Annotated in this window: 19 protein-coding genes; 13 read left to right on the forward strand and 6 right to left on the reverse strand. The window is 38.9% G+C overall.

Going from position 1 to position 23,325, the window contains the following annotated elements:
* Positions 1 to 117 precede the first annotated feature (117 nt).
* On the reverse strand, positions 118 to 519 hold the full coding sequence (locus tag ACYQ0E_RS02825; RefSeq protein ID WP_460186737.1) for a GFA family protein: 402 nt from the start codon (positions 517 to 519) through the stop codon (positions 118 to 120).
* 182 nt (positions 520 to 701) lie between these two features.
* On the opposite strand from ACYQ0E_RS02825, the gene ACYQ0E_RS02830 reads away from it, so the two are divergent.
* A complete protein-coding gene (locus tag ACYQ0E_RS02830) occupies positions 702 to 1,718 on the forward strand; it encodes an IS110 family RNA-guided transposase (protein WP_460186738.1) in 1,017 nt (338 codons plus the stop codon).
* 462 nt (positions 1,719 to 2,180) lie between these two features.
* On the opposite strand, the gene ACYQ0E_RS02835 is transcribed toward ACYQ0E_RS02830, so the two are convergent.
* Positions 2,181 to 3,227: a hypothetical protein gene (locus tag ACYQ0E_RS02835; protein WP_460186739.1), complete on the reverse strand. Its 1,047-nt coding sequence runs from the start codon at positions 3,225 to 3,227 to the stop codon at positions 2,181 to 2,183.
* A gap of 159 nt (positions 3,228 to 3,386) precedes the next feature.
* The gene (locus ACYQ0E_RS02840; protein ID WP_460186740.1) at positions 3,387 to 3,719 is read right to left on the reverse strand and encodes a hypothetical protein; all 333 of its coding nucleotides are present in this window, start codon (positions 3,717 to 3,719) and stop codon (positions 3,387 to 3,389) included.
* 399 nt (positions 3,720 to 4,118) lie between these two features.
* Between ACYQ0E_RS02840 and dapF the strand changes: the two genes are divergently transcribed.
* From dapF to ACYQ0E_RS02865, 5 genes are all read left to right on the forward strand, one after another.
* Entirely contained in the window at positions 4,119 to 4,952 is an 834-nt protein-coding gene (gene dapF, locus ACYQ0E_RS02845) for a diaminopimelate epimerase (RefSeq protein WP_460186741.1), read from the forward strand.
* Entirely contained in the window at positions 4,949 to 5,647 is a 699-nt protein-coding gene (locus tag ACYQ0E_RS02850) for a DUF484 family protein (protein WP_460186742.1), read from the forward strand. The genes dapF and ACYQ0E_RS02850 overlap by 4 nt, the downstream gene beginning before the upstream one ends.
* Positions 5,648 to 5,657: 10 nt before the next feature.
* Positions 5,658 to 6,608 (forward strand): tyrosine recombinase XerC, encoded by a 951-nt coding sequence (gene xerC, locus ACYQ0E_RS02855; protein ID WP_460186743.1) that lies wholly within the window; start codon positions 5,658 to 5,660, stop codon positions 6,606 to 6,608.
* Between the two features lie 1,204 nt (positions 6,609 to 7,812).
* Positions 7,813 to 8,346: an ATP-dependent protease subunit HslV gene (gene hslV / locus ACYQ0E_RS02860; RefSeq protein WP_460186744.1), complete on the forward strand. Its 534-nt coding sequence runs from the start codon at positions 7,813 to 7,815 to the stop codon at positions 8,344 to 8,346.
* A 57-nt stretch (positions 8,347 to 8,403) separates the two neighbouring features.
* Positions 8,404 to 8,991 carry a YqhA family protein gene (locus ACYQ0E_RS02865; protein WP_460186745.1) on the forward strand — a complete coding sequence of 196 codons (588 nt, stop codon included), beginning with the start codon at positions 8,404 to 8,406 and terminating at the stop codon, positions 8,989 to 8,991.
* Positions 8,992 to 9,428: 437 nt separating this feature from the next.
* On the opposite strand, the gene waaA is transcribed toward ACYQ0E_RS02865, so the two are convergent.
* The 3 genes from waaA to ACYQ0E_RS02880 all read right to left on the reverse strand — a co-directional run bounded on the left by waaA (position 9,429) and on the right by ACYQ0E_RS02880 (position 12,569).
* Positions 9,429 to 10,754, reverse strand: a complete 1,326-nt coding sequence (gene waaA, locus ACYQ0E_RS02870; RefSeq protein ID WP_460186746.1) for a lipid IV(A) 3-deoxy-D-manno-octulosonic acid transferase — start codon at positions 10,752 to 10,754, stop codon at positions 9,429 to 9,431.
* A 148-nt stretch (positions 10,755 to 10,902) separates the two neighbouring features.
* Positions 10,903 to 11,844, reverse strand: a complete 942-nt coding sequence (locus ACYQ0E_RS02875) for a KpsF/GutQ family sugar-phosphate isomerase (RefSeq protein WP_460186747.1) — start codon at positions 11,842 to 11,844, stop codon at positions 10,903 to 10,905.
* A 65-nt stretch (positions 11,845 to 11,909) separates the two neighbouring features.
* Complete coding sequence (locus ACYQ0E_RS02880; RefSeq protein WP_460186748.1) at positions 11,910 to 12,569, reverse strand: acyloxyacyl hydrolase; 660 nt, start codon at positions 12,567 to 12,569, stop codon at positions 11,910 to 11,912.
* A 165-nt stretch (positions 12,570 to 12,734) separates the two neighbouring features.
* Between ACYQ0E_RS02880 and hldE the strand changes: the two genes are divergently transcribed.
* From hldE to glgB, 7 genes are all read left to right on the forward strand, one after another.
* Positions 12,735 to 14,174, forward strand: coding sequence for a bifunctional D-glycero-beta-D-manno-heptose-7-phosphate kinase/D-glycero-beta-D-manno-heptose 1-phosphate adenylyltransferase HldE (gene hldE / locus ACYQ0E_RS02885; protein WP_460186749.1), 1,440 nt, complete (start codon positions 12,735 to 12,737; stop codon positions 14,172 to 14,174).
* Positions 14,175 to 14,240: 66 nt separating this feature from the next.
* Entirely contained in the window at positions 14,241 to 14,819 is a 579-nt protein-coding gene (locus ACYQ0E_RS02890) for a D-sedoheptulose-7-phosphate isomerase (RefSeq protein ID WP_460186750.1), read from the forward strand.
* A 95-nt stretch (positions 14,820 to 14,914) separates the two neighbouring features.
* A complete protein-coding gene (locus ACYQ0E_RS02895) occupies positions 14,915 to 16,042 on the forward strand; it encodes a glucokinase (RefSeq protein ID WP_460186751.1) in 1,128 nt (375 codons plus the stop codon).
* Positions 16,043 to 16,160: 118 nt separating this feature from the next.
* Complete coding sequence (glgC, locus tag ACYQ0E_RS02900) at positions 16,161 to 17,429, forward strand: glucose-1-phosphate adenylyltransferase (protein ID WP_460186752.1); 1,269 nt, start codon at positions 16,161 to 16,163, stop codon at positions 17,427 to 17,429.
* A 79-nt stretch (positions 17,430 to 17,508) separates the two neighbouring features.
* Positions 17,509 to 19,227, forward strand: a complete 1,719-nt coding sequence (locus ACYQ0E_RS02905) for a glycoside hydrolase family 57 protein (RefSeq protein WP_460186753.1) — start codon at positions 17,509 to 17,511, stop codon at positions 19,225 to 19,227.
* 370 nt (positions 19,228 to 19,597) lie between these two features.
* The gene (gene malQ / locus ACYQ0E_RS02910) at positions 19,598 to 20,989 is read left to right on the forward strand and encodes a 4-alpha-glucanotransferase (protein WP_460186754.1); all 1,392 of its coding nucleotides are present in this window, start codon (positions 19,598 to 19,600) and stop codon (positions 20,987 to 20,989) included.
* A gap of 98 nt (positions 20,990 to 21,087) precedes the next feature.
* Positions 21,088 to 23,304: a 1,4-alpha-glucan branching protein GlgB gene (gene glgB, locus ACYQ0E_RS02915; protein WP_460186755.1), complete on the forward strand. Its 2,217-nt coding sequence runs from the start codon at positions 21,088 to 21,090 to the stop codon at positions 23,302 to 23,304.
* Positions 23,305 to 23,325: the final 21 nt, after the last annotated feature.

A 23,325-nucleotide genomic window follows, 5' to 3' on the forward strand; every position in this document is an offset into this window, starting at 1 on the left:
TTACGTCGATGGCTTAAAGTCTAGTTAAATTTGGATGAATATTAAAGACAAACCAAAGGCCAGCTTGCTCAGTTGCTTTATTTAAAGAAAATACAAGAGTAAATAGATACGCACATTCTATTGTGGTAGCTTTTCATATGATTTAATGTTTTCTAATTCACTCTCCCAGCTAGCGCGACTAGAAGTAAAAATATGTGCATTAGGTTTGATTGATAAATCCTGATTGAGACTGCCGGCAGGAACAACGAGCAGGTTATCATTGGCTTGTAAACTTGGCACGGGCGAACCACAAATAGAACAAAAGCTTTTGACATGCTTAGTTGAAGGCAATTTATACGTTGTTATTTTATCTTGACCCGATTGCCATACAAGTTTTGCTACAGAAGAAAATAAATTTGAAGCATGTGCTGAACCTGTGTCTTTTTGACAATACTGACAATGGCAAAGATAAAAACTTTCAAAAGCACCATCAATGACAAAATTAACCTCTCCACATAAACAAGAACCTGTAACACTCATTCAGTTTATCTCCGATTTAAATGGGGGCAGAGTAAAGTTATTGTTGAATTAACTATAAATATTATACGGTTATGGTTTTAATTTTACTCTGATGGTATGGACACGCCCATCATACAAAACGGCTTTACGAATGCATTGAGCCAGTATGATAAAGGTGTAATCTCAAACAAAGGAGCGTGCCCATGACTAAAGATATTACTACTATTGGTGTTGATATTGCAAAACATACCTTTCATTTAGTCTTTGCTAATCAACAAGGTAAACCGATTCAGCGTAAGCAATTGAATCGGTCAAAATTTAAAGAACTCATCCAAACTCATGAGATAACAACATTTGTTCTTGAAGCCTGTGGCACCAGTCATTATTGGGCTCGGACCATTCAACAGGCAGGCCACGAGGTAAAGCTCATTAACCCTGCCTTTGTAAAACCGTTTGTGATGTCCAATAAGAATGACTTTAATGACGCGACTGCCATTATCGTGGCCGCAAACCAACCCACTATGCGTTATGTCTCACCAAAATCCACCGAACAGCAAGATGTTCTGATGCTCCATCGCGTTCGTGAACGTATGGTCAATCAGAAAACCGCACTCATCAACCAAATTCGAGGGTTATTGGCCGAATTCGGCATTGTGATTAAAGGTGGTGCTAAAAGTTTGATGGCCGAACTGCCTTTTACCTTGGAAGATCCTGAAAATGGTTTATCTCCTTTAGCAAGGGAGCAGTTTTATCTGCTTTATCAGGAGTTAAAACAAGCGGATCAACGTCTTAGTGAACAAAGTGCAAAAATTGAACGTTTAGCACAGCAAGATCCGGTGGCATCTAAATTACAAAAACTGCCTGGGGTGGGCTTTTTAACGGCTTCAGCCATTGCGGCTTCTGTCGGTGATCCTCTGGAGTTTAAAAACGGTCGCCAATTTTCTGCATGGCTAGGTCTCGTTCCAAAACAAAACTCCACAGGGGGCAAAAATGTCTTGCTTAGTATAAGCAAACGAGGTGATGGTTATTTAAGGCGGCTGTTAGTTCAAGGCGCATTAACTGCGATTGCTCGAAGTAAAGGCAATGATAACCAAGTCACTTGGGCCAAAAAGTTACGGCAAGCCAAATGTATTCAAGTAGCCGCGGTTGCCCTAGCGAATAAGACAGCAAGAATTATGTGGTCATTAATGGCACACAATAAAGAGTACCAAGTGATGTAGTTAAACTCTGTTACTAGACTACTTCACTTTAACAACTTACCTTGAAAAGCAAAGCTCATGGTAAAACGGGTTAATCCCACCTTGGCAAGGCCTGAATTTGGGGTCTGAGACATAGGTCTCGTGAGTCTGATGAGGAGCCAAGGTGCGGATAACATGATGGCTAGCCGGGTGCCTTAAGCCCGACACTTAAGAGCCGAATATACGACCGCTTAACTCGCTTTTAACCCTAGCCGGCGAAGCTGCGCAAAAAGGTAACTAGTGAATTTAAAATGCTGAAAAATGCATTAATGGAATTTTATTGCTTGAAATCTAGGGCGTGTCCATATATGATCCCAATTATTTAGTTTTTGCTTTACTTTTGATTCCATATTTTTCCAAATATATAATGCCGCAAATAACCGGAGCCGAGAGGAGCGCAGCGACTGTAGGCGTCTGAGTTGATTTGCTTTGTTAGAAGGCCGTTCATCTTGGATCTCGCCTTCCAGAAATTATCGCCACTATATTCATTACTGCATTCGTCGATTCTGCACACATTGCAGCTAGACGAAATTCAGCCGTTCTTTTATGCGTTAAATCATTAGCTAATGATAATGAGGCTCTGGCATGCCTGCGAACGTTTTCATTTTGGCTCCCTGGTAATATATGAGATATATATGCCTCTAACATACGTTTAGCGTCAGTTTTGCTTGCCTTTACTCCGTCGAGGGTTTTGTGCTCTCCTTCTATAAAGACAACTTGAGCCAATGATATTAAGACTTCTCTGCACAGCAGCCCAATTGCCTGAAATTGTTCCTCGGTCGAAGCCTGAACTAGTCTAAGTTTTACTTCACCTAAGCCTCTGTCCACTCTTGCCCACCCTGTAGGCTCCTCAAATATTGGGTTAATACTCTTCTTATTTGAATTGTTGATAGCGCCTACTAATGGATCAAATATATCTGATATAAACAACCTTCTGTCTTTGTACTTAGGTAATGTTCCATCACTCCATTTTCCATACCATGCCCAAAGATCATTGAATGAGTTAGTATTACTAATTCCTCGCTCTGATAGCCCCACGTCAATATCATTAACTCTTTCCAGATATTGATCGTTTACGCTTTTAATTTGTGGGCCGCCAGTTGATACAGACACCATTAGAGCTTTTTGCGCCTCTAGTAGTTTTAGCAATTCTTCATTTGAAATTTTATAAGTCTTTCCTTGGATTTCATTTGATAACTCAGGTGAAATTACAACTTCACCAATCCAACAACCAGGGAATGTACGAAAGATTTTTTCTGCCTTATTCTTGATGCTCTCTTCAATAGATTTTAGTTCGTACTCATACTTGGAATAAACATCAAGAGGCACCCTACAAAATATTCCATATATATCGGTTCCTCCATCCCAGTTATCGTAGCCGGTTTGTTCGATCACACACGCACCTTCTGACAAAACCTCAAACTCAGGTAGCAGACCTTCTCTTTTAAACAGGTTTCCAAGTGTGGCGACTATTTTATTGCTTTCTTCCATTACTGAAGTATCTCAGGTCTTCTAACGATTAAACTAAGCAAGCTGCGCTTTAGCGCAGTCCGCTTAAGTGCTTTGTTAAAGCGTGATGTTTGAGGTGGTTTCTGTACCTTTAACCTATAAATATTACGGAGTCCGTTGGTGCGTTTGGTTATGCTTTTTCTAACGTAGATATAAATTGGCTGCAAACTTACCATCAATATATACATCACATTCGTTTTCTACACTAAAAAAGTGTTTTGTGTGTTTACACTGAGCCTTTACATCATGCTCTTTGTACTTTCCTGTCATTACTTCATCAAAGTGCAGGATTGAGCTATCAATAACCTGCTCCGCATTGATATAAATATCGAGTTGACCCCCCTGCATTTTCCCATAGATCATCATTTCTTCAGCATTATGATGTTGATAAGGTTGCTTTGCTGTGGTAACAGCACAGCCAGCCATCAGTAGCGATAGAGAAACAGATAAGACTTTAACTGTATTACTTACCATTTATACATCCTTCCTATTTTATAGAGCATAACATTTAGTATAAGGCACTATTGCCTTGTTATTTTGTATTGCGGTGCTTTTTGGGCTGTTTTGCCTTTGTTTTTCTTAGGCTTGTTGCTTTGACTGGATAGCCTGTCATTATAAAAAAGCATTTTACGAATAATACCTTAAAATATCTAGTGTGACTAGATGAAGTGCGTAGTCGATTGCATTGGTAAGAGGTATACTAATTTGCAAACTACCATGATTTACATGCATGTTTTAAAACAGGGCGGGCTGGGGGTGCTGAGTCCGTTTGATTGTTTGTAATTCTGTTATAATTTGCAGAATTGATTATGTTAGATTGTGAATTGGTTTTGATTGGAAAAACAATCAAGTCTGTTGATTTTAGAGGTAAATATGAAAATTGCATTCACTAAAATGCATGGCTTAGGTAATGATTTTATGGTGATTGATGCTATCCATCAATCGGTGAAATTAGAAACCTCAAAGATTCGTGAATGGTCAGACCGTAATTTTGGTATCGGTTTTGATCAACTTTTGGTGGTTGAAAATGCCACTCAAGACAATGTGGATTTTCGTTATCGCATTTTTAATGCAGACGGTTCAGAAGTTCAGCAGTGCGGTAATGGCGCCCGTTGTTTTGCGCGTTTTGTGTATGACAAAGGTCTAACGGATAAAAAAGAAATTACCGTAGAGACCGCATCAGGCATTATTGTGCTTTATATTGAAGACCTAGGTTTGGTTAGAGTAAATATGGGCAAGCCACGTTTTAACCCGGTTGATTTACCGTTTTTAGTTGATGAACAAGCGGACGAATATGCTCTTAATGTTTTAGGCGAGACCTTATTAATTGGTGCCGTTTCAATGGGTAATCCTCATGCAGTTTTAACGGTGGATGATGTCAATACTGCACCAGTGAGTAAATTGGGGGCGGCCATAGAATCGCATCCTAGTTTTCCAGAGCGTGTTAACGTGGGCTTTGCCCAAAAGATTGATAGAACACATATTAAATTACGTGTTTATGAACGCGGTACGGCAGAAACATTGGCTTGTGGCACAGGTGCTTGCGCGGCCATGGCGGTATTAAGACAATGGCAGCAAGTGGATGATGAGGTTACAGTCTCTCTAAAAGGGGGGGATTTATTGGTTAAATGGGACGGTAATGAAAATTCGCCCGTTTGGATGAGTGGGCCTGCAATATCGGTATTTGAAGGAGAGATTGTAGTATGAACATGAAAGCAGTAAGCGGTCCCTTAAGTAAAACCAAGCTAACAGCCGAAGAAGTGGTGGATTATTTAAATAATAATCCAACTTTTTTTCATGTTTTTCCCCGTTTATTAGATAAGTTAAGTATTCCGCACCCAAAATCGGGCAAGGCGGTTTCTTTATTAGAAAGACAAGTTTATCAACTGAGAGAACAGCGAGATGCTATGCAGATTGAAGTAGATAATCTCATGGATATTGCTTCAGAAAACGGTCTGCTTTTTTACAAGGTTCAGCAATTTACTAAAGCTTTAATGGCGGCTCAATCTGACCAAACAACGGTTGATACGGTTTACGAACAAATGAAAACCGTGTTTGATGTTGACCAAGTAGCCATGGTTTCTTGGGATGTGCCAGAAAAAAGCCTACATGGCTTACATCAATTAGGGGTTAGTCAATCTTGGAATGAGGCGCTAAAAAACGCATTAGTGGTGCATAAACCTATATGTGGATTACTAGAAGACTCTTGGCAAAAAGGCTTGTTTCATACAGATCAACCCATGCAATCCGTTTGTTTATTGCCGTTAGGATCAGAACGTGTGTGGGGTGTATTGGCTCTAGGCAGTAAAACCGATCGTTTTCACCCCGATTTAGGCACTTATTTTTTAAATATGATGTCAGAATTGGTAACCGCTCGTTTAAACCACCTGTTTACCAAGTGATGTTTTTATCATGACTTTTACTGCGCTAGAATCCTTTATTCGTCACCTGCAAGCACAAAATAAATCTGTGCATACAGTCTCAAATTATCACCGAGATATAGAAGATTTTTTAAAATTCTATTTGGCTGATGATATTGAAACAACCGAGAGTAATGCTGTTATCGCTTTGCATGAAATGATTCAACGTTTTAATGATTGGGCAGTGATTGATTCCCAAGCCATTCGCGCTTTTTTATCTTATCGTGTTCAACATGGTATAAGCGCTAGAACCCTGGCCAGACAACTCTCAGCCATTCGCTCTTTTTACGACTATTTACTGCAAAAAAATATTGTATTAAAAAATCCAGCTAAAGGCGTTAAAGCCCCAAAACAACCACAACCACTACCCAAAAGTGTTGATGTGGATTGGATGTCACGTTTATTAGATCAACCTTTAGAAACCTGGCACGATATACGAGATCAAGCCATTTTTGAATTACTTTATTCAGCAGGCTTGCGTGTATCCGAATGCGCAGAATTAGATATTTCACCAGGCCTGGATGAAATGGGATCTGGTTGGGTAAGGGTCTTAGGTAAAGGGCAGAAAGAACGTTTAGCGCCAGTGGGTTCAAAAGCCCAAACCGCTATTCAAAATTGGTTACAAATTCGACATGAATATGCACAAGACAATGAGCAAGCCGTATTTGTTAACCAACGTGGTAGTCGTTTAAGTGTACGTTCAATTCAAACTCAGCTTGATAAACGCACTATTGCTGCAGGCCTACCAACCAAAATGTCACCACACAGATTACGCCATGCTTGCGCAACACACGTTTTAGAATCCAGCGGTGATTTACGCGCCGTGCAAGAAATTTTAGGGCACGCCAACCTTTCTACTACACAGATTTATACCAAGTTAGATATGCAGCACCTAGCCCAGGTGTATGACAAGGCACATCCCAGAGCCAAAAAAATAAAATAGGAGCTATTGCGAAGCCCAAACTCTGCGTTAAAAACCTATTTTTGTACTCACGTACTTTATGTACGCTCCGTGCAAAAATAGATTTTTGCCTTGATTTTAGGCTTCTCATTACGCTCCTATGTTATTTTTACAAAACCAAATAAAAGCTACTACGAACGTCAAACTCTTTGTTGGAGAGCCAATTTAAAATGCTCATTTACTAAAGTAAACTCCGCTTTTAAATCAGCCCTCCGCCGCGATTTTGAAATTCTCGCTACGCTTTTAGTTAAGCTAATATTGTGCTAAACCCAACCTCTGCGTTAAAAATCTATTTTTGTACTCACGTACTTTATGTACGCTCCGTGCAAAAATAGATTTTTGCCTTGATTTTAGGTTTCTCATTACGCTCCTATGTTATTTTTACAAAACCAAATAAAAGCTACTGCGAACCTCAAACTCTTTGTTGGAGAGCTGATTTTGAGGTTCTCGTGACGCTTTTAGTTAAGTAACGGTTTTGCGAACGTCAAACTCTGTATTTTAAGCCTTGTTTTGAACCACGAAGACACGAAGTCACGAAGAATAATTAAACCAAGATAGTGTTTTTTACTCTTTTTACCAGGCCTGGTAATTTAGTTGGGAGTACATCGTAAAATGGTTTTTTGTCTATAAAACTTCGTGCCTTCGTGTCTTCGTGGTTAATTAAAAAACTTGAAGTACAAAGAATAATTAAACCAAGATAGCGCCTTTTACACTTTTTACCAGGCCTGGTAATTTAGTTGGGAGAACATCGTAAAATGGTTTTTGCTTTTAAAACTTCGTGTCTTCGTGACTTCGTGGTGAATTAAAAAACTTGAAGTACGAAGAATAATTAAACCAAGATAGTGTTTTTTTACTCTTTTTACCAGGCCTGGCAATTTAGTTGGGAGTACATCGTAAAATTGTTTTTTGTCTATAAAACTTCGTGCTTTCGTGACTTCGTGGTGAATTAAAAAACGTGAAGTACGAAGAATTATTAAACCAAGATAGTGCCTTTTACTCTTTTTACCAGGCCTGGTAATTTAGTTCGCGAGTACATCGTAAAATGGTTTTTTGTCTATAAAACTTCGTGTCTTCGTGACTTCGTGGTAAACCTGGAATATTCAAAAAATACAAATTCTGTTTTATCTAAATCAAATTCATTTAAAATAGCATCAACTAAAATTTAGAATAAATAAAAAGGAAAGATATGTCTTTTCACGGAACAACAATTTTGTGTGCTAAACGCGGTGGCCAGATGGTTATTGGTGGCGATGGTCAGGTGACTTTGGGTCATATTGTTATGAAGGGCAATGCACGTAAGGTGCGTCGTTTATATAATGGTCAAGTCATTGCTGGTTTTGCTGGTGCAACGGCCGATGCGTTTACGTTATTTGAGCGTTTTGAAGGGCGTTTGCAAACGCATAATGGTCAGTTAATGCGTGCCGCTGTAGAAATGGCTAAAGACTGGCGCACTGATCGTGCCTTGCGTAAATTAGAAGCGATGATGTTGGTGGCTGATAAAGATAATATGCTACTAATTTCAGGAACAGGTGATGTTATTGAGCCACAAGATGACTTTATTGCCATTGGTTCTGGCGGAAGTTATGCGCATTCTGCAGCCCAAGCTTTAATGGATAACACAGAATTATCAGCAAGAGATGTGGTTGAGAAATCGTTACATATTGCCGGTGATTTATGTATTTACACCAACCATAATTTAACGATTGAAGAGTTAAGTTAAATAAATATAATTTTAGTATTTTACCAGGCCTGGTAAATCTAAAATTTAGGAGAGTTTATGGCTAGTCATGAAGTTAAAGACAGCAGTAATGAACCAGAATTGGTTTGTACGGTTAAAGATCAAAGTATGGCAGAAACGGTAATTGAATCGGCATTATGGAATAGCCGTTTTATTGTAATGGTTGCTGTTATAGCCAGTTTATTTGCGGCCTTTGCTATTTTTTACACTACAACAGTAGATGTGTATTACACCATTACCCATTTGATTCATTATCATGAGTTGGATGATGATGGCCGTGCTTTGTTAAAAGCACAAACGGTTGCGCATATTGTCGGTTCGGTTGATGGCTATTTACTGGGGGCGATTTTATTAATTTTCTCTTTAGGTCTGTATGAATTGTTTATCTCTAAAATTGATATAGCAGGCAGTAAGCATGGCGCTAATAATATTTTATTTATTAATTCATTAGACGATTTAAAAGACCGTTTGGCTAAAGTGATTGTGTTGATTTTAATTGTTATGTTTTTTGAACAGGCCATTTTCTTAAAACCAACCGCACCACTTGAATTACTGTATTATTCATTGGCGATTATGATGGTTTCTTTGGCGTTATATTTATCGCATAAAGCGTATGAAAAACATTAAGTTTTTAGCGTTATCAATTAGATATATTAGCTAGGTTTTGAATAATTAGCATTTAATGCCTAAAAAAATAAGCCAGTAAAAAGTCCAATTTAAATAATTTAAATTGGGCTTTTTTGTGCCTAATATTTCTTTGTAAGAAAGGTTGGGGAAGTGCATTTTATGATTGATAAAAACAAAAAAATAACCACGAAGACACGAAAGCACGAAGAATTTTATAATCTAACACCTGTTTTATTTGAGTGAATAATCAGAAGTAACGTTTATGTGAAATAGGTTATAAATCCATATAAAAAAGCTACTTAAGATGTATGAATTAAAATATTTGAATGATGTCGTTTTGAGTCGTTTTTACTCTTTTTTAAACCTTCGTGACTCTGTGTCTTCGTGGTTGATTCTTTACAAAACTGACTAATTATTCGAAACCGCGTACAAAATTATTATAAATAAGGTTTAATTAGGCCTAAAGTACGCTGTAATGCGCCTGTTTGTTGGGCAAAGCAGTTATGTGCTTTTTGAGCTAAGCCTTGAGCTTGTTGTGGGTTTTGAATCAATTGATTTAACTGCTGTGCAAGCTCATTACTGTTGTTAACAGTTGTAATGGCATTGGCTTCAATAAATGGCTCAAATAAAGCCTTAAGATTGGCATAGTGGTTACCAGAAATAACTGGCGTATTAAGTGCCGCAGGTTCTAAAATATTATGCCCGCCAAATGGTACTAAACTACCACCAATAAAAGACACATCGCTTGTGGCAAACCATTGCATTAATTCACCCACGGTGTCGGCTAAATAGACTTGTGTTGTTTCATTTGGCTCTTGCTGTTGGCTACGTTGTTGCCAATTTAATTCACTGTTATTTAATAATTCGGCCACTTGTATAAAACGGTCGGCATGTCTGGGTACAAGAATTAATAATGCATCAGGCTGGCTTTGTAATAGTTTTTTATGCGCATCTAAAACAAGCTGTTCTTCGCTAAGTGTAATGTCATCACTGTTAGGGTGCGCATGTGTGCTGGCCGCTACCCAAATAGGGCGATTATTTAGATTGTTATCAGTACGCCACTGTTGCGCGGTTTGTACTAAGTCATTCTCGATAGTTAAATCAAATTTAAGATTTCCTACCACCTTTACTTTAGATGTTTGTGCGCCTAAAGCTTTAAAGTGGTCTGCATCAGCAGGGAATTGCGCGCCAATAAATTCAGTTTGATTAAGTGCATTGGCAATCAGTTTTCCGCCCCATTTTTTATAAGCTTTAAAGGATGAAACTTTTAAACGTGCATTAATTAAGACCACAGGAATATTTTGATTTTTGCAGGCCTGGTATAGGTTTGGCCAGATTTCAGTTTCGACCATAATGACTAATTTAGGTTTGATTTGATTTAAAAAACGCTTAACCGCAAAAGGGTAATCATAAGGTAGCATTTGATGCTGAATGGGGACGGGTGAAAATTGTAGAGCTTGTAAGGCACCTTGTGTAGAACCATTAGTAACGGTTAAGGCTAGGTTTGGGTGCTGTTGGTTTAATGCCGATAATAAAGGAAATATAGAACGCGTTTCACCAACCGATACGGCATGAATCCATACGCCACCCGTTTGGTAGATTTGCGAATTAAAGCCAAAGCGACTTTTGAAACAGTCCGGTAAATCAGGTAAGTCAGGGTTATGTTTTTGTTGTAACTTATGTTTACGGCACCGTTTCCAACCCGAATAAGCAATTAAGGGCATTGCAAGAGTGGTTAGAAGACGATAGCCGAATAAGTTCATTTTATCCTATGCTCTCACTGAAAATATGGCCACAGGACATACCAGGCCTGGTAAATGTGAAGTGACGACTAAGTTTGGCAATATTACGTCGATTGCCAAACTAGGGTAAAGCCGCTCTAATTCATAAAACATATGAGTATGTGCTTGTTTAACCATTTAAATCATAAATTTGAATAACGCCAACGACTTGGCTGTTTTCCGTTACCAGTAATGAGGTGATTTTATTGTCATTCATCATATCTTCCGCTTCATTTAAACGTGCTTCTGCATCAATGGTTTTTGGATTTAACCCCATTAAGTCTTGAGCAGTTAACTGCATAAATTTGTTGGCATTGCTTTCCATGTGGCGGCGTAAATCACCATCGGTAATAATGCCTTTACCGTTTTCTACAATACACAAACCTAAGCGGCCTTCATTCATGGTGTGAATCACATCTTGAACGGATGCATTTTCCGCAACCATAGGTAAATTTTTACTGGTCATTTCGTGTTTAACACGGGTTAATAACTTACGACCTAAGCTGCCTCCTGGGTGAAAACGGGCAAATTGGTGTGGTTGAAAATCTCTCGCTTCCATTAAAGCAACCGCTAAAGCATCACCCATAACCAAAGTTGCTGTAGTCGATGACGTGGGAGCAAGTTGGTGTGGGCAAGCTTCTTTAGGAACGGCAATATTTAAATGAAAGTCAGAATTTATCGCCAGCGTAGAATCGGTACGACTGGTCATCGAAATAACAAGATTGCCATTGTCTTTTAAAAAAGGCAGTAGGCGAATTACTTCTTCAGTTTCACCTGAATTTGATAAAGCTAAAAAGATATCTTTAGGTGATACCATGCCTAAGTCACCATGAAACGCTTCACCTGGATGCATAAAGAAACAAGGCGTACCTGTACTGGCAAAGGTGGCCATGATTTTTTTACCAATTAACCCCGATTTACCCATGCCACATATAACCACTCGACCTTGTGTGTTGAAGATGGCATCAACACTGCCAGAAAAATTATCATCAATTAAGGTTTTAAGATGTAAAACGGCTTCGGCTTCAATATCAAAAACTTGTTTTGCAATGGCTTTATAGTCAATAGACATAATCTGTACGAACCTTGTTGTTTGTTTTTTGCGATTTATTTCTTATTTGGTTAATTATCGTGTTATTAAAAATGGTAACCAATATGCAAGTTGTGAATGTCTGTGCCTGGATTTGGCATCTCAATTCCAGCATTAGAAATGTGCAAGTAGCGATAACTCACTTCAAAATTACCACGTTTAACCCCTAAACCAAAAATGCTACCAAATTGAAACTGGGTTGATTTGTAGTCATTTTCTAAGTGAATATCACTTAATAAGTGTGGCCCACCACCCATTTCAATAAATGGCGTATAAGAAAGGTTTTTTAATTGGTACTGAAATACGGGTGTTAAACCAAGAATATAACCAGAATCGTTCACTATATTCTTTTTATCAGAGTACCAGTGATGAAAGCTTAAATCCCAACGACCAACGATTTCCCAGTTTTTTGCTTCATACACTTTTTGGTTCCAATCCGCACCAATGGCAATACGTTGATGTTTTAAGGTGTTATCTTCACCCATGTCGGCACTAAAGGTAAGTTTGTCGGTATTCAGTTGCGAGCCTAAAACACAAGGCGGTTTGCCTTCATAACAAGCAAAACCCAAAGAGCCAATGGCACCTAAAATGGCAAAAGACATTGGGCCATTATTTGAGTTACTGGCAAAAGAGCTAGAAGGTAGCAACGTTAAAAATGAAATTAATAGACTTAAAACAAGAGAAAAAGTGGTTTTTGAATTTTGCATGTAAAAGATTCCTGATAAACTGTTGGCACATTTTAATCTATATAAGCCTTAAGCACGAGAGTGTGCAGAACAAAATTACAAAAACTTTTGTTTTTAATGTTCTGTGGGGTCTATTGAGCTTTATTTTTACTGCTATTTACAAACTTTTAGTACACAAGGAATCTTATGCACGACTTTTCACAATCTAAAATTCTTGTAGTGGGTGATGTGATGTTAGACCAATACTGGAATGGCCGTGCAGGCAGAATTTCGCCAGAAGCGCCAGTTCCAGTAGTAAAAGTGGCAAATGAAGAGATGCGAGCGGGCGGTGCGGCTAACGTGGCATTAAATGTTGCCGCTTTAGGTGCGCAAACTTGTATCTTGGGTGTGGTGGGTCAGACTCAAACGGGCGATATAGATTCTCATGGTCAAAAACTTACCCAATTAATGCATCAAGCAGGTGTTAAAACCGATTGGTCTTTGTCAGAAAGCGGTACGATTTGTAAATTAAGAGTATTAAGTCACCATCAACAACTGATTCGCATGGATTTTGAAGAGCCTGTGCCAGAAGCACCTGCACAAAATTTGGTTGATTTAGTTAACAAACATATTGCTGATTATGATGTTTTAGTGGTGTCAGATTACGCCAAAGGGGCTTTGCAGTTTGTTGAGCAAATGATTGCTATTGCGGTTGAAAATAATGTACCCGTTTTGGTTGATCCAAAAGGGTTAGATTTTTCACGCTACCAAAACGCCACCTTAATAAAACCCAACCAAAGCGAATTTGAAGCGATTGTAGGTGAAGCATCGGATGAAAAAACCGTAGTAGAAAAAGCCAATCAGTTAATTAACGATTTGTCACTTGAGGCCATATTGGTTACACGCAGCGAACATGGCATGGCATTAGTTACGCAACACGACCAGCCTTACTTATTAAAGTCTCAAGCGCAAGAAGTGTATGATGTTACAGGAGCAGGTGACACGGTTATGGCGGCGTTAGCCACGGGTTTTGCCAGTGGATTATCTTGGCAAAATTCAGTGCATTTAGCTAATCAGGCCGCCAGCGTTGTGGTGCGTAAAGTGGGTACATCAACGGTGTCTAAAGCCGAATTAGATGAAGCCGTTAAAGCGGACATGCGCCATAAAGGTTATGTGGCCATGAGTGAAGACGAGTTATTAGAACTGATTCGTTTAGCGCAAAAAAACGGTGAAAAAGTTGTGTTTACTAACGGTTGTTTTGACTTATTGCATAGTGGTCATGTACGCTACTTAAATGAAGCCGCAAAACTGGGTGAACGCTTAATTATTGCGGTTAATTCCGATGAGTCAGTAAAAAAACTCAAAGGCGATTCTAGACCGATTGTTGGACTAGAGGGCCGAATGGAATTATTGTCTGCATTAAGTTGCGTAGATTGGGTTGTGGCGTTTAATGAAGAAACGCCAGAGCGTTTGATCTGCAAGTTGTTGCCCGATGTACTGGTAAAAGGCGGCGATTATAAACCTGAAGAAATAGCGGGCTCTCAATGTGTTTGGGATGCTGGTGGTCAAGTCGCCGTGTTATCTTTTTGGGATGGTTATTCAACGAGCCGTTTGGTGGATAAAATTCAAGCGGAAGAAAATGAGTGACACTCTTTATTGTCATTTTTAATCATTAAAATATAGAACACAATAAACAAAAGAAATTAAGAATTTATGTCATCACAGCCGATTATTCAATTTGAAAAAGCATTAGCAGAAAGTCAGCAGGCGTTAAAGTCTGTAATAGAAAATGCAGGCCTGGTAAAAACGGTTGTTCAAACGATTCAAAAATCAGTGGATGCCGGTGGTAAAGTGATTTGGCTAGGTAACGGTGGCAGTGCTGCAGATGCACAGCATATGGCCGCTGAATTAATGGTACGCTATGTTAAAAATAGACAACCCATTGCCTCTATTGCCTTAACAACCGACAGTTCTATTTTAACGGCGCATGCTAATGATTATGAATTTGATACAGTGTTTGCCCGACAAATTCAAGGAATTAGCAGGCCTGGTGATATTGTGATTGCCATGTCAACATCGGGCAATAGTGCTAATGTCATTAATGCGATTGAAATGGCAAAACAATGCGACTGCATTAGCGTGGCACTTACAGGTAAAGAACAAAGTAGAATGAGTGCTGAAGCCGATTTTTGTTTACAAGTAGATGCCTTGGCCACGGCACGTATTCAAGAAGCTCATAGCTTTTTTAACCATCTTGTTTGCGAAGGGTTGGATTCGATTTATGCAGAATAAAAACCATATGCAAAATATTGGCAATCTTATTTATTGCAACCGCAAACGATTCAACAGGCTGAATCGCATTTGTCATCAAATATAAGGGCATGTAAATGATATATTTGGCTGGAGATATTGGAGGAACAAAAGCATTACTTCAACTGGTTCAAATATCATCTAGTGCCTCTACTTCAAATTCGCAGATTTCTCAACAAACCCTCTCTACACAATGCCTTGCTGAAAAGCGTTATTTATGCAACGAATACGATTCGCTTGAATCCATTATTCACACCTTTCTAAGTTCTGTACCCGATATTGATTGGTCTAGCACCGAAATTACTTCAGCCTGCTTTGGTTTACCAGGCCCGGTAAATAGCCGAGTGGTTGAATTAACGAATTTACCTTGGGTAGTAAATGCGGATGTTATTCAACAGGCCTGTAATATTCAAAAAGTGACATTTGTTAATGATTTTTATGCTGCCGCCTTAGGTGTAAATGCTTTAACGTCAGAAGAAACGCTAACCCTTTATCAACCAGAAAATACACTCAATAATGTAAATGCAAATCGCTTAGTGATTGGCGCAGGTACAGGTTTAGGCGTGGCGCCTGTGTTTTTTGATGGTAAAAACTTCCTTCCTCAAGCATCGGAAGGCGGGCATTTTGACTTTGCCCCCATCTCTGAAACTCAACAACAATTGTTAAGCTGGCTTTGGCAAAAATGGCCACATGTTTCTTACGAAAGAGTGCTTTCTGGACCAGGCCTGGAAACTTTATATGAGTTCTTTTTTAAGCATGATTTGCCCAATACTTATTCTCAAGCAAGTTCACAAAATATTCATATAAATAAGATGGCCAAAACACTAAATAAAGAGGTAGGCTTATCTTATAGAGCGGAGTGTTTAAATAAGCCATTTACACCGCTAACCGCATCTGATATTCAAGCGCTTGCTGAAACAGGAGATGTTGTGGCACAAAAAGCCTTAATTGAATTGGTGACAATTTATGGTGCGTTTATAGGGTCAGTTGCACTTGTTTGGAATGCTAATGGTGGAATTTACTTGGCAGGAGGAGTTGCTTTAAAAATACTTCGTTGGATGAAAACCGATTATTTTATTACCGCTTTTTTAGAAAAAGGGCGTATGTCTAAAGTAGTGAAAAATATGCCAATTTATTTAGTAACCAATGAGGCTTTGGGTCTTAAAGGTGCTATGCAAGCGGCTCAAAAAAACATGACTAAATAAAGTCAGAAGACATTATCTTATTTTTTGAAGTGAATTCTTATTTAAAAATAGTAGAGTTAAAGTTGTTTCTTGTTTTTAAAAGGTTTTTAACTTCCCTAATTGGTATGAGGAATGCTATATGAAATATTATTGCGAAACTAAATCAGCAACAGAATTGACTCGTAAGACGTTAGCGATTGTATTAGCTGGGGGTGAAGGTAGTCGCTTAAAAGCGTTAACGCGTTGGCGTGCTAAACCTGCTGTGCCATTTGGTGGTAAATACCGTATTGTTGATTTTGTATTATCAAATTGTGTTAATTCTGGTATTCGTAAAATAGGCGTGTTAACTCAATATAAATCGCATTCATTAATTCGTCATATTCAACGTGCATGGAGTTTTATGCGTTATGAGGTGGGTGAGTTTGTAGAACTGCTTCCCGCACAACAACGAGTTGATAAAGATTGGTATAAAGGCACCGCAGATGCTCTGTATCAAAACTTAGATATTTTGCGTCGTCATACACCGGAATATGTCATGGTTTTGGGTGGTGACCATATTTATTCTATGGACTACAGTCAAATGCTGGTTAATCATGCCAATTCTGGTGCGGATGTAACCATAGGTTGTATTGAAGTACCCAAAGAAGAAGCCACTGGTTTTGGTGTGATGTCAGTGGATGAAAATTTTAAAATTACTAAGTTTACCGAAAAACCAGCAATCCCAGATTCTATGCCAGGTAAGCCAGATAAAGCGCTTGCTTCAATGGGGATTTATATCTTTTCAACAGAATTTTTATTTCAAAAGTTAATTGAAGACAGTGATAACCCAAATTCATCCCGTGACTTTGGTAAAGATATTATTCCATCCATAATAGAACACAGAAATGTACAGGCGTATCCATTTGTAGATGATAATAATCTACCTGTTTATTGGCGTGATGTAGGAACCATTGAATCTTTTTGGAAAGCCAATTTAGATTTATGTTCTATTGAACCTGAGCTGAATTTATATGATCGTGATTGGCCAATTTGGACTTATCAAGCACAAATGCCTCCAGCAAAATTTACCTTTGATGACGAAGGACGTCGTGGTGAAGCAATAGATTCTATGGTGGCGGGTGGTTGTATTATTTCTGGGGCAAGAATTAAGCGTTCGGTGATTAGTAGTGGATCACGCGTGCATAGTTATTCACATGTTAAAGATTCTGTACTGCTACCAAGAGTTGAGGTTGGACGTAACTGCCGAATTCAAAATGCCGTGATTGACAAAGGCTCTATTATTCCCGATGGCATGATTATTGGAGAAGATCCGATTGAAGATGCAAAACGTTTTTACATTGAAGAACCCTCAGGCATTGTATTGGTTACACCAGAAATGCTAGGGCAAAAACTACATACTTTACGATAAGTTAACGAAGCTAAAAATTTAAAATAAAAATGATAAGAAACCTTTGCCGCTAAAGCGCAACGATTTCAAAGAAAGGGCTATGGAAAAGAAAAAGTTAAAGGTTGTTTTATGTTGGCACATGCATCAACCCCATTATAGAGATGGGTTAGATGGCGTTTACCGATTACCTTGGGTGTATTTGCATGCGATTAAAGATTATGCCGATATGGTTTGGCACCTTGAAAAATGCCCAGCGGCTAAAGTGGTTGTAAATTTTGCACCTGTTTTACTTGAGCAGCTAGATGATTATGCCGTGCAGATGCGTAATTGGTTAACAAATAATGCGGCCATGCAAGATCCTTTACTTAATTTTGTGGCAGGTCAAACGTCTATACCAACAACGATTGAAGGCCGAGAGCAAATTGTTAGTGATTGCCTGCGAGCGCATGGCCCAACGATGATTGATGTATTGCCAGAATACAAAAAACTCCTTGATTTTGCTCGTTATAATCCCAAGTTAGCGCCTGGTGATAATCATCAATTAGGCTATTTAAACAAACAATTTTTTACCGATATTTTGGTTTGGTATCACCTAGCTTGGATGGGGGAAAGTTTACGAGAAAATGACGCCCGTTTAAAGTCACTAATTTCTAAAAAAGGCTCTTTTACAAAGCAAGATCAACGCATATTGATTGAAATTATGGCCGACTGTTTGGAAAGTATTATTCCTCGCTATCGCGGTTTAATGGAAAAAGGTCAAATTGAAATTTCAATGACGCCTTATGGTCATCCAATTGTCCCATTACTCATAGATTTTACTTCAATGAGAGACGCTTTACCCGATGCGCCTGCTCCGTCGTATGAAAGTTATCCTGACGGATATGAACGCTCAAAATGGCATATGGAACACGGCTTTGAAGTGTATAAACACCATTTTGGAACAAAACCTAAAGGGGTTTGGTTGTCTGAAGGGGCTATTAGTAGTGAAGCAGTCGGTTTACTTGATGAATACGGTATTAAATGGACGGCTTCAGGTGAAGGGGTTTGGCGTCATTCCTGTGAAGCTTCGTGTATTAATCAGCACGATTTACATAGTAAAAGAGCGTTATATCAACCATTGCAACACGCGTCCCAAGACTGCGCGATGTTTTTTAGAGATGATGGTTTGTCAGATATGGTGGGCTTTCAATATAAAGATTGGAACCCAATCGATGCGGCTAATGATTTTGCGCAACACATGGATAATATAGCCAATTTTTTAAGCAGTGAAGTTGAAGAACACGTTGTTTCTGTTATTTTAGATGGTGAAAATGCTTGGGAATATTATCCAGAAAATGCCAATCACTTTTTAACCGCTTTATATGACAAGTTATCTAGTCACCCACATATTGAAATGACCACTTTTTCTGAGTCATTAGAAAACGGTGCTAAGACTCGTCATTTACCGGTATTAAAAGCAGGTAGTTGGGTTTATGGTTCTTTTTCTACCTGGATTGGCGACGAAGATAAAAATAAAGCATGGGATTTACTGGTCGAGGCCAAACAGTGTTTTGATCAAGTAATGGATTCCAAGGTTTTGTCTAAAGAAGAGATAAAACAAGCCACTGAACAGTTAGCCATTTGTGAAGGTTCAGATTGGTTCTGGTGGTTTGGTGGTTATAATCCATCAGGTAGTGTGCAGGACTTTGATAAGCTGTATCGTAGACACTTAACGCGTCTGTATGACTTACTAAAACAGATGCCACCAGACAGTTTAAATGTACCAATCTCTTTCGGTGGTGGCGATATGGAAAACTCTGGCACCATGCGTCGTAATTGATATTGAAAGGTATTCATGGTCATTAAATGAACATGAAATAAAACACACGACTGAAGAGACGAGAACCAAGTTATTGGTCATTACGAGCAAAGCAAAGTAACCCATGGTTAAGGTTTGATACGGTGCTTTGCCGAGAGCAAAGGGTTGCCACGGCCTTCGACCTCGCAATGACTGTGATGTTTAGAGTTACAACAAGACACAAAGATTAAAAAGTTTTCAATATTGAGACAATGCTGTTCATTTTTGGTTAAAAGTACTTTGAGCAAATGGTGTTGTGAAGATTTTATGTTTTTAGACGTAACGGGACTTTTCTTCGTGACTTTGAGTCTTCGTGGTTAAGCTTTTAAATATATAGTGTAGAGATAACTGTGTGAATAAAAGACAAGGTGGAATTCTACTTCATCCAACCTCATTACCAAATGAGAACAATCAACCAGGCCAGTTAAATGACCAGGCCTGGTTGTTTTTGGATTGGATGCAAACAGCAGGCTTGTCAATATGGCAAATGCTTCCTTTAACTCAACCTCATGATGATCTTTCGCCTTACCAATCGGTTTCCGCTTTTGCATTAAACCCAGCCTTTTTACCCAATAATTGGTCAGCTAATTTTGATGAAGTCGGTTTTGCTGACTACTTAAATCAGCCACCACATTGGTTAGAAGACTATGCCTTATTTATGGCAATCAGAGAAAGTCAGCAACACGCCACTTGGGTTTCTTGGCCGCATGGTTTAAAACACAGAGAGCCTGCCGTTTTAACCGAATTTACAGAGAACCATGCCTTAGAACTCTTGGCGTTAAAAAAGCAGCAATTTGCATTAAAAATGCTGTGGGCAAAATTAAAACAAGATGCCAATGAGAGGGGAATAACGCTTTTTGGTGACATGCCAATTTTTGTGGCATTTGATAGCGCAGACGTGTGGGCCAATCCTGAACAGTTTAAATTGGATGAGAATTTAAACCCAACGGTTGTTACAGGAGTGCCGCCTGACTATTTTTCTGAAACAGGTCAGCGTTGGGGTAACCCACATTATAATTGGGATGTTATGTTGGCCGATGGTTTTAGCTGGTGGCGTAAGCGCGTTGCCGAAGCATTAACGCAATTTGACTTGGTTAGAATCGATCACTTTAGAGGCTTAGAAGCCTCTTGGGAGATTAATGCCAATGAAGAAACCGCTATAAATGGTGAGTGGGTTAAAACTCCCGGCGATGAATTGTTAGCCGCATTAAAAGAAGATTTTCCGGACTTACCCTTAGTGGCCGAAGATTTGGGTATTATTACCGATGAAGTCGTTGCACTTAAAGAAAAGTATGGTTTACCAGGTATGTCCGTTTTGCAATTTGGTTTTAATGGCTTGCCTGATAACCCACATGCCTTAAATGAACAGGTTGAAAACTCTGTAACCTATACAGGAACACATGATAACGATACCTCTTTAGGTTGGTTTGAAAACGAAAATGACGGTACAAAATCTTGGGTAATGCAGCAGTTAATGCCATTAGCAGAGAAAAAATTAGCAGAAACTGAATTATTAGAGGAGTATGCTCATACTATGCCTTGGCCATTAATTATTGCGGCTTTTGAATCGGTTGCACAAAGAGTTATTGTGCCAATGCAAGATTTTTTAATGCTAGATAGCTCAAACCGAATGAATATTCCAGGCGTGTGCGAAGGTAATTGGCGCTGGCAGTTTAGCTGGTCTCAAGTACCTGAGAATTTAGCACCTAATATTCGTATTTTAATTGAAGCTTCAGGGCGCTAAATAAAATTCAAATTCACTTTATTTATAGAATTTATAGACTCTATTTTTTTAAGTCATTATAAAAAATTAAGTCAAAACAAAAAAATGGTAAACGATACATGCAAATAAGCTGGCAAACACTGAATAAATTGTTACAAACAAACATTCGGGTACTCGCTGAAGGCCGACACCATGACCCTTTTCACTTTTTAGGTTGTCATCCTGTTGACCCTGCAGAAAAACAAGACCATAAAGAAAACGGTTGGACATTAAGTGCCTGGTTACCAACGGCAGAATCAGCAAGTATAGAAGGCATTGATTTACAACGAGTAGAAGGCTCGGATATGTTTATGGCCTTTATTACCGATAAACAAAAAGAAGCCTTGCCAAAACACTTTTCGGTAAAGTGGATTGAATCAGATAATTCTCAGCATGAAGCCGTTTCTCCTTATACTTTTTGGCCACAATTAGGCGAGTTAGATTTACACCTGTTTTCTGAAGGGCAACATTGGAATTTATATGATGTTTTAGGTGCGCACCCTAAGGTAATTGACGGTATTTCGGGTGTAGAGTTTGCTGTTTGGGCTCCTGCGGCTGAACGTGTTTCTGTTGTGGGTGACTTTAATGGCTGGCATGGTTTACGTCACCCAATGCGTGTTAATGGCGGTTCTGGTGTTTGGGAATTATTTATTCCAGGCTTACAAGCAGGTGATATTTATAAATTTGAAATTCGTAATCGCCAAACGGGTCATTGCTTTACCAAAACAGATCCTTATGCCATGTCTATGGAATTTCGCCCAAAAACAGGCTGTGTGGTCTATGAATCAAAACATAAATGGAATGACCAGGCCTGGCAAAATCAATTGGCCGAATTTGATTGGCAAAAATCTCCGATTAATATTTATGAAGTGCATTTAGGTTCTTGGCAAAGAGCGGATGATGGTGAGTTTTTAAATTATCGTGATATAGCACACCGTTTGGTTGAATACGTAAAATGGATGGGTTACACCCATATTGAATTGTTACCTATTTCAGAACATCCATTGGATGAGTCGTGGGGTTATCAAACCACAGGTTATTTTTCGCCAACCAGTCGTTTTGGATCGCCTGATGATTTTAAATATTTTGTTGATTATTGTCACCAAAATGAAATTGGTGTGTTTTTAGACTGGGTGCCTGCCCATTTTCCAAAAGATGAATTTGCTTTAGGTCGTTTTGACGGTAGTGCTTTATACGAACACGAAGACCCACGCAGAGGTGAGCATCAAGATTGGGGAACTTATATCTTCAACTTTGGCCGCAATGAAGTGCGTAATTTTTTAATTAGCAATGCATTATATTGGCTAAAAGAGTTGCATATAGATGGCTTAAGAGTCGATGCCGTAGCCTCAATGTTGTACCTAGATTATTCAAGAGAAGCAGGTCAGTGGTTACCAAACAAACACGGTGGCCGAGAGAATTTAGAAGCCATTGATTTTTTACGAGTGCTCAATGAACAAGTGCATTTTCAGTGCCCAGGTACCGTTGTTATGGCAGAAGAGTCTACCTCTTGGCCAATGGTTTCAAGACCAACGTGGATGGGCGGTTTAGGGTTTTCTATGAAATGGAATATGGGGTGGATGAATGACACTCTAGATTTCTTTGAAAAAGCCCCTATTTTTAGGCAGTATCATCATAATCAACTGACATTTAGCCAGATGTATGCCTATACCGAAAACTTTGTATTACCTTTATCGCACGATGAAGTCGTGCATTTAAAAGGCTCTTTAATTGAAAAAATGCCAGGCGACAATTGGCAAAAAGCGGCCAATTTACGTTTGTTGTTGGCCTATCAAGCACTGCATCCAGGTAAAAAACTGCTATTTATGGGCTGTGAATTTGCTCAATGGGGCGAATGGAGTGAATCACGTTCTTTAGATTGGTACTTGTGTGATCAACCTTTAAACAGAGGGGTTCAGCTGTTAGCCAAGTCAGTGAATGAATTATATAAATCACACTCAGCCCTTTATGAACGTGACTTTGATGCAAATGGTTTTGAATGGATAGATTGCCATGATTATCAACAATCTATATTAAGTTTTATACGGCATTCAGAGAACCAAAAGGTCGTATGTGTCTTTAATTTTACGCCTGTGCCTAGAGATCATTACAGAATTGGATTACCACAAGCGGGTAATTATATTGAAGTTTTAAACTCAGATTCTGAAATTTTTGGCGGGGCCAATATTGGTAATGCGGGATTAGTGGTAAGTGAAGAGCAACCATGGATGAATCAACCTTATTCAGCTGAATTAACATTACCGCCACTTAGTGTCTTGGTTTTAAGGCTTGAGTAAGGGTGAGTAATCGTTTTTCAT

It is taken from the genome of Thiomicrorhabdus hydrogeniphila (assembly GCF_054656895.1).

Bases quoted from the DNA above. Each gene is read 5' to 3' on its own strand.
- glgB (WP_460186755.1), top strand. From the start codon at position 21,088: ATGCAAATAAGCTGGCAAACACTGAATAAATTGTTACAAACAAACATT.
- ACYQ0E_RS02830 (WP_460186738.1), top strand. From the start codon at position 702: ATGACTAAAGATATTACTACTATTGGTGTTGATATTGCAAAACATACC.
- ACYQ0E_RS02895 (WP_460186751.1), top strand. From the start codon at position 14,915: ATGATATATTTGGCTGGAGATATTGGAGGAACAAAAGCATTACTTCAA.
- ACYQ0E_RS02840 (WP_460186740.1), bottom strand. From the start codon at position 3,719: ATGGTAAGTAATACAGTTAAAGTCTTATCTGTTTCTCTATCGCTACTG.
- hldE (WP_460186749.1), top strand. From the start codon at position 12,735: ATGCACGACTTTTCACAATCTAAAATTCTTGTAGTGGGTGATGTGATG.
- ACYQ0E_RS02875 (WP_460186747.1), bottom strand. From the start codon at position 11,844: ATGTCTATTGACTATAAAGCCATTGCAAAACAAGTTTTTGATATTGAA.
- glgC (WP_460186752.1), top strand. From the start codon at position 16,161: ATGAAATATTATTGCGAAACTAAATCAGCAACAGAATTGACTCGTAAG.
- ACYQ0E_RS02865 (WP_460186745.1), top strand. From the start codon at position 8,404: ATGGCTAGTCATGAAGTTAAAGACAGCAGTAATGAACCAGAATTGGTT.
- hslV (WP_460186744.1), top strand. From the start codon at position 7,813: ATGTCTTTTCACGGAACAACAATTTTGTGTGCTAAACGCGGTGGCCAG.
- xerC (WP_460186743.1), top strand. From the start codon at position 5,658: ATGACTTTTACTGCGCTAGAATCCTTTATTCGTCACCTGCAAGCACAA.
- ACYQ0E_RS02890 (WP_460186750.1), top strand. From the start codon at position 14,241: ATGTCATCACAGCCGATTATTCAATTTGAAAAAGCATTAGCAGAAAGT.
- dapF (WP_460186741.1), top strand. From the start codon at position 4,119: ATGAAAATTGCATTCACTAAAATGCATGGCTTAGGTAATGATTTTATG.
- waaA (WP_460186746.1), bottom strand. From the start codon at position 10,754: ATGAACTTATTCGGCTATCGTCTTCTAACCACTCTTGCAATGCCCTTA.
- ACYQ0E_RS02850 (WP_460186742.1), top strand. From the start codon at position 4,949: ATGAACATGAAAGCAGTAAGCGGTCCCTTAAGTAAAACCAAGCTAACA.
- ACYQ0E_RS02880 (WP_460186748.1), bottom strand. From the start codon at position 12,569: ATGCAAAATTCAAAAACCACTTTTTCTCTTGTTTTAAGTCTATTAATT.
- ACYQ0E_RS02825 (WP_460186737.1), bottom strand. From the start codon at position 519: ATGAGTGTTACAGGTTCTTGTTTATGTGGAGAGGTTAATTTTGTCATT.
- ACYQ0E_RS02835 (WP_460186739.1), bottom strand. From the start codon at position 3,227: ATGGAAGAAAGCAATAAAATAGTCGCCACACTTGGAAACCTGTTTAAA.
- ACYQ0E_RS02905 (WP_460186753.1), top strand. From the start codon at position 17,509: ATGGAAAAGAAAAAGTTAAAGGTTGTTTTATGTTGGCACATGCATCAA.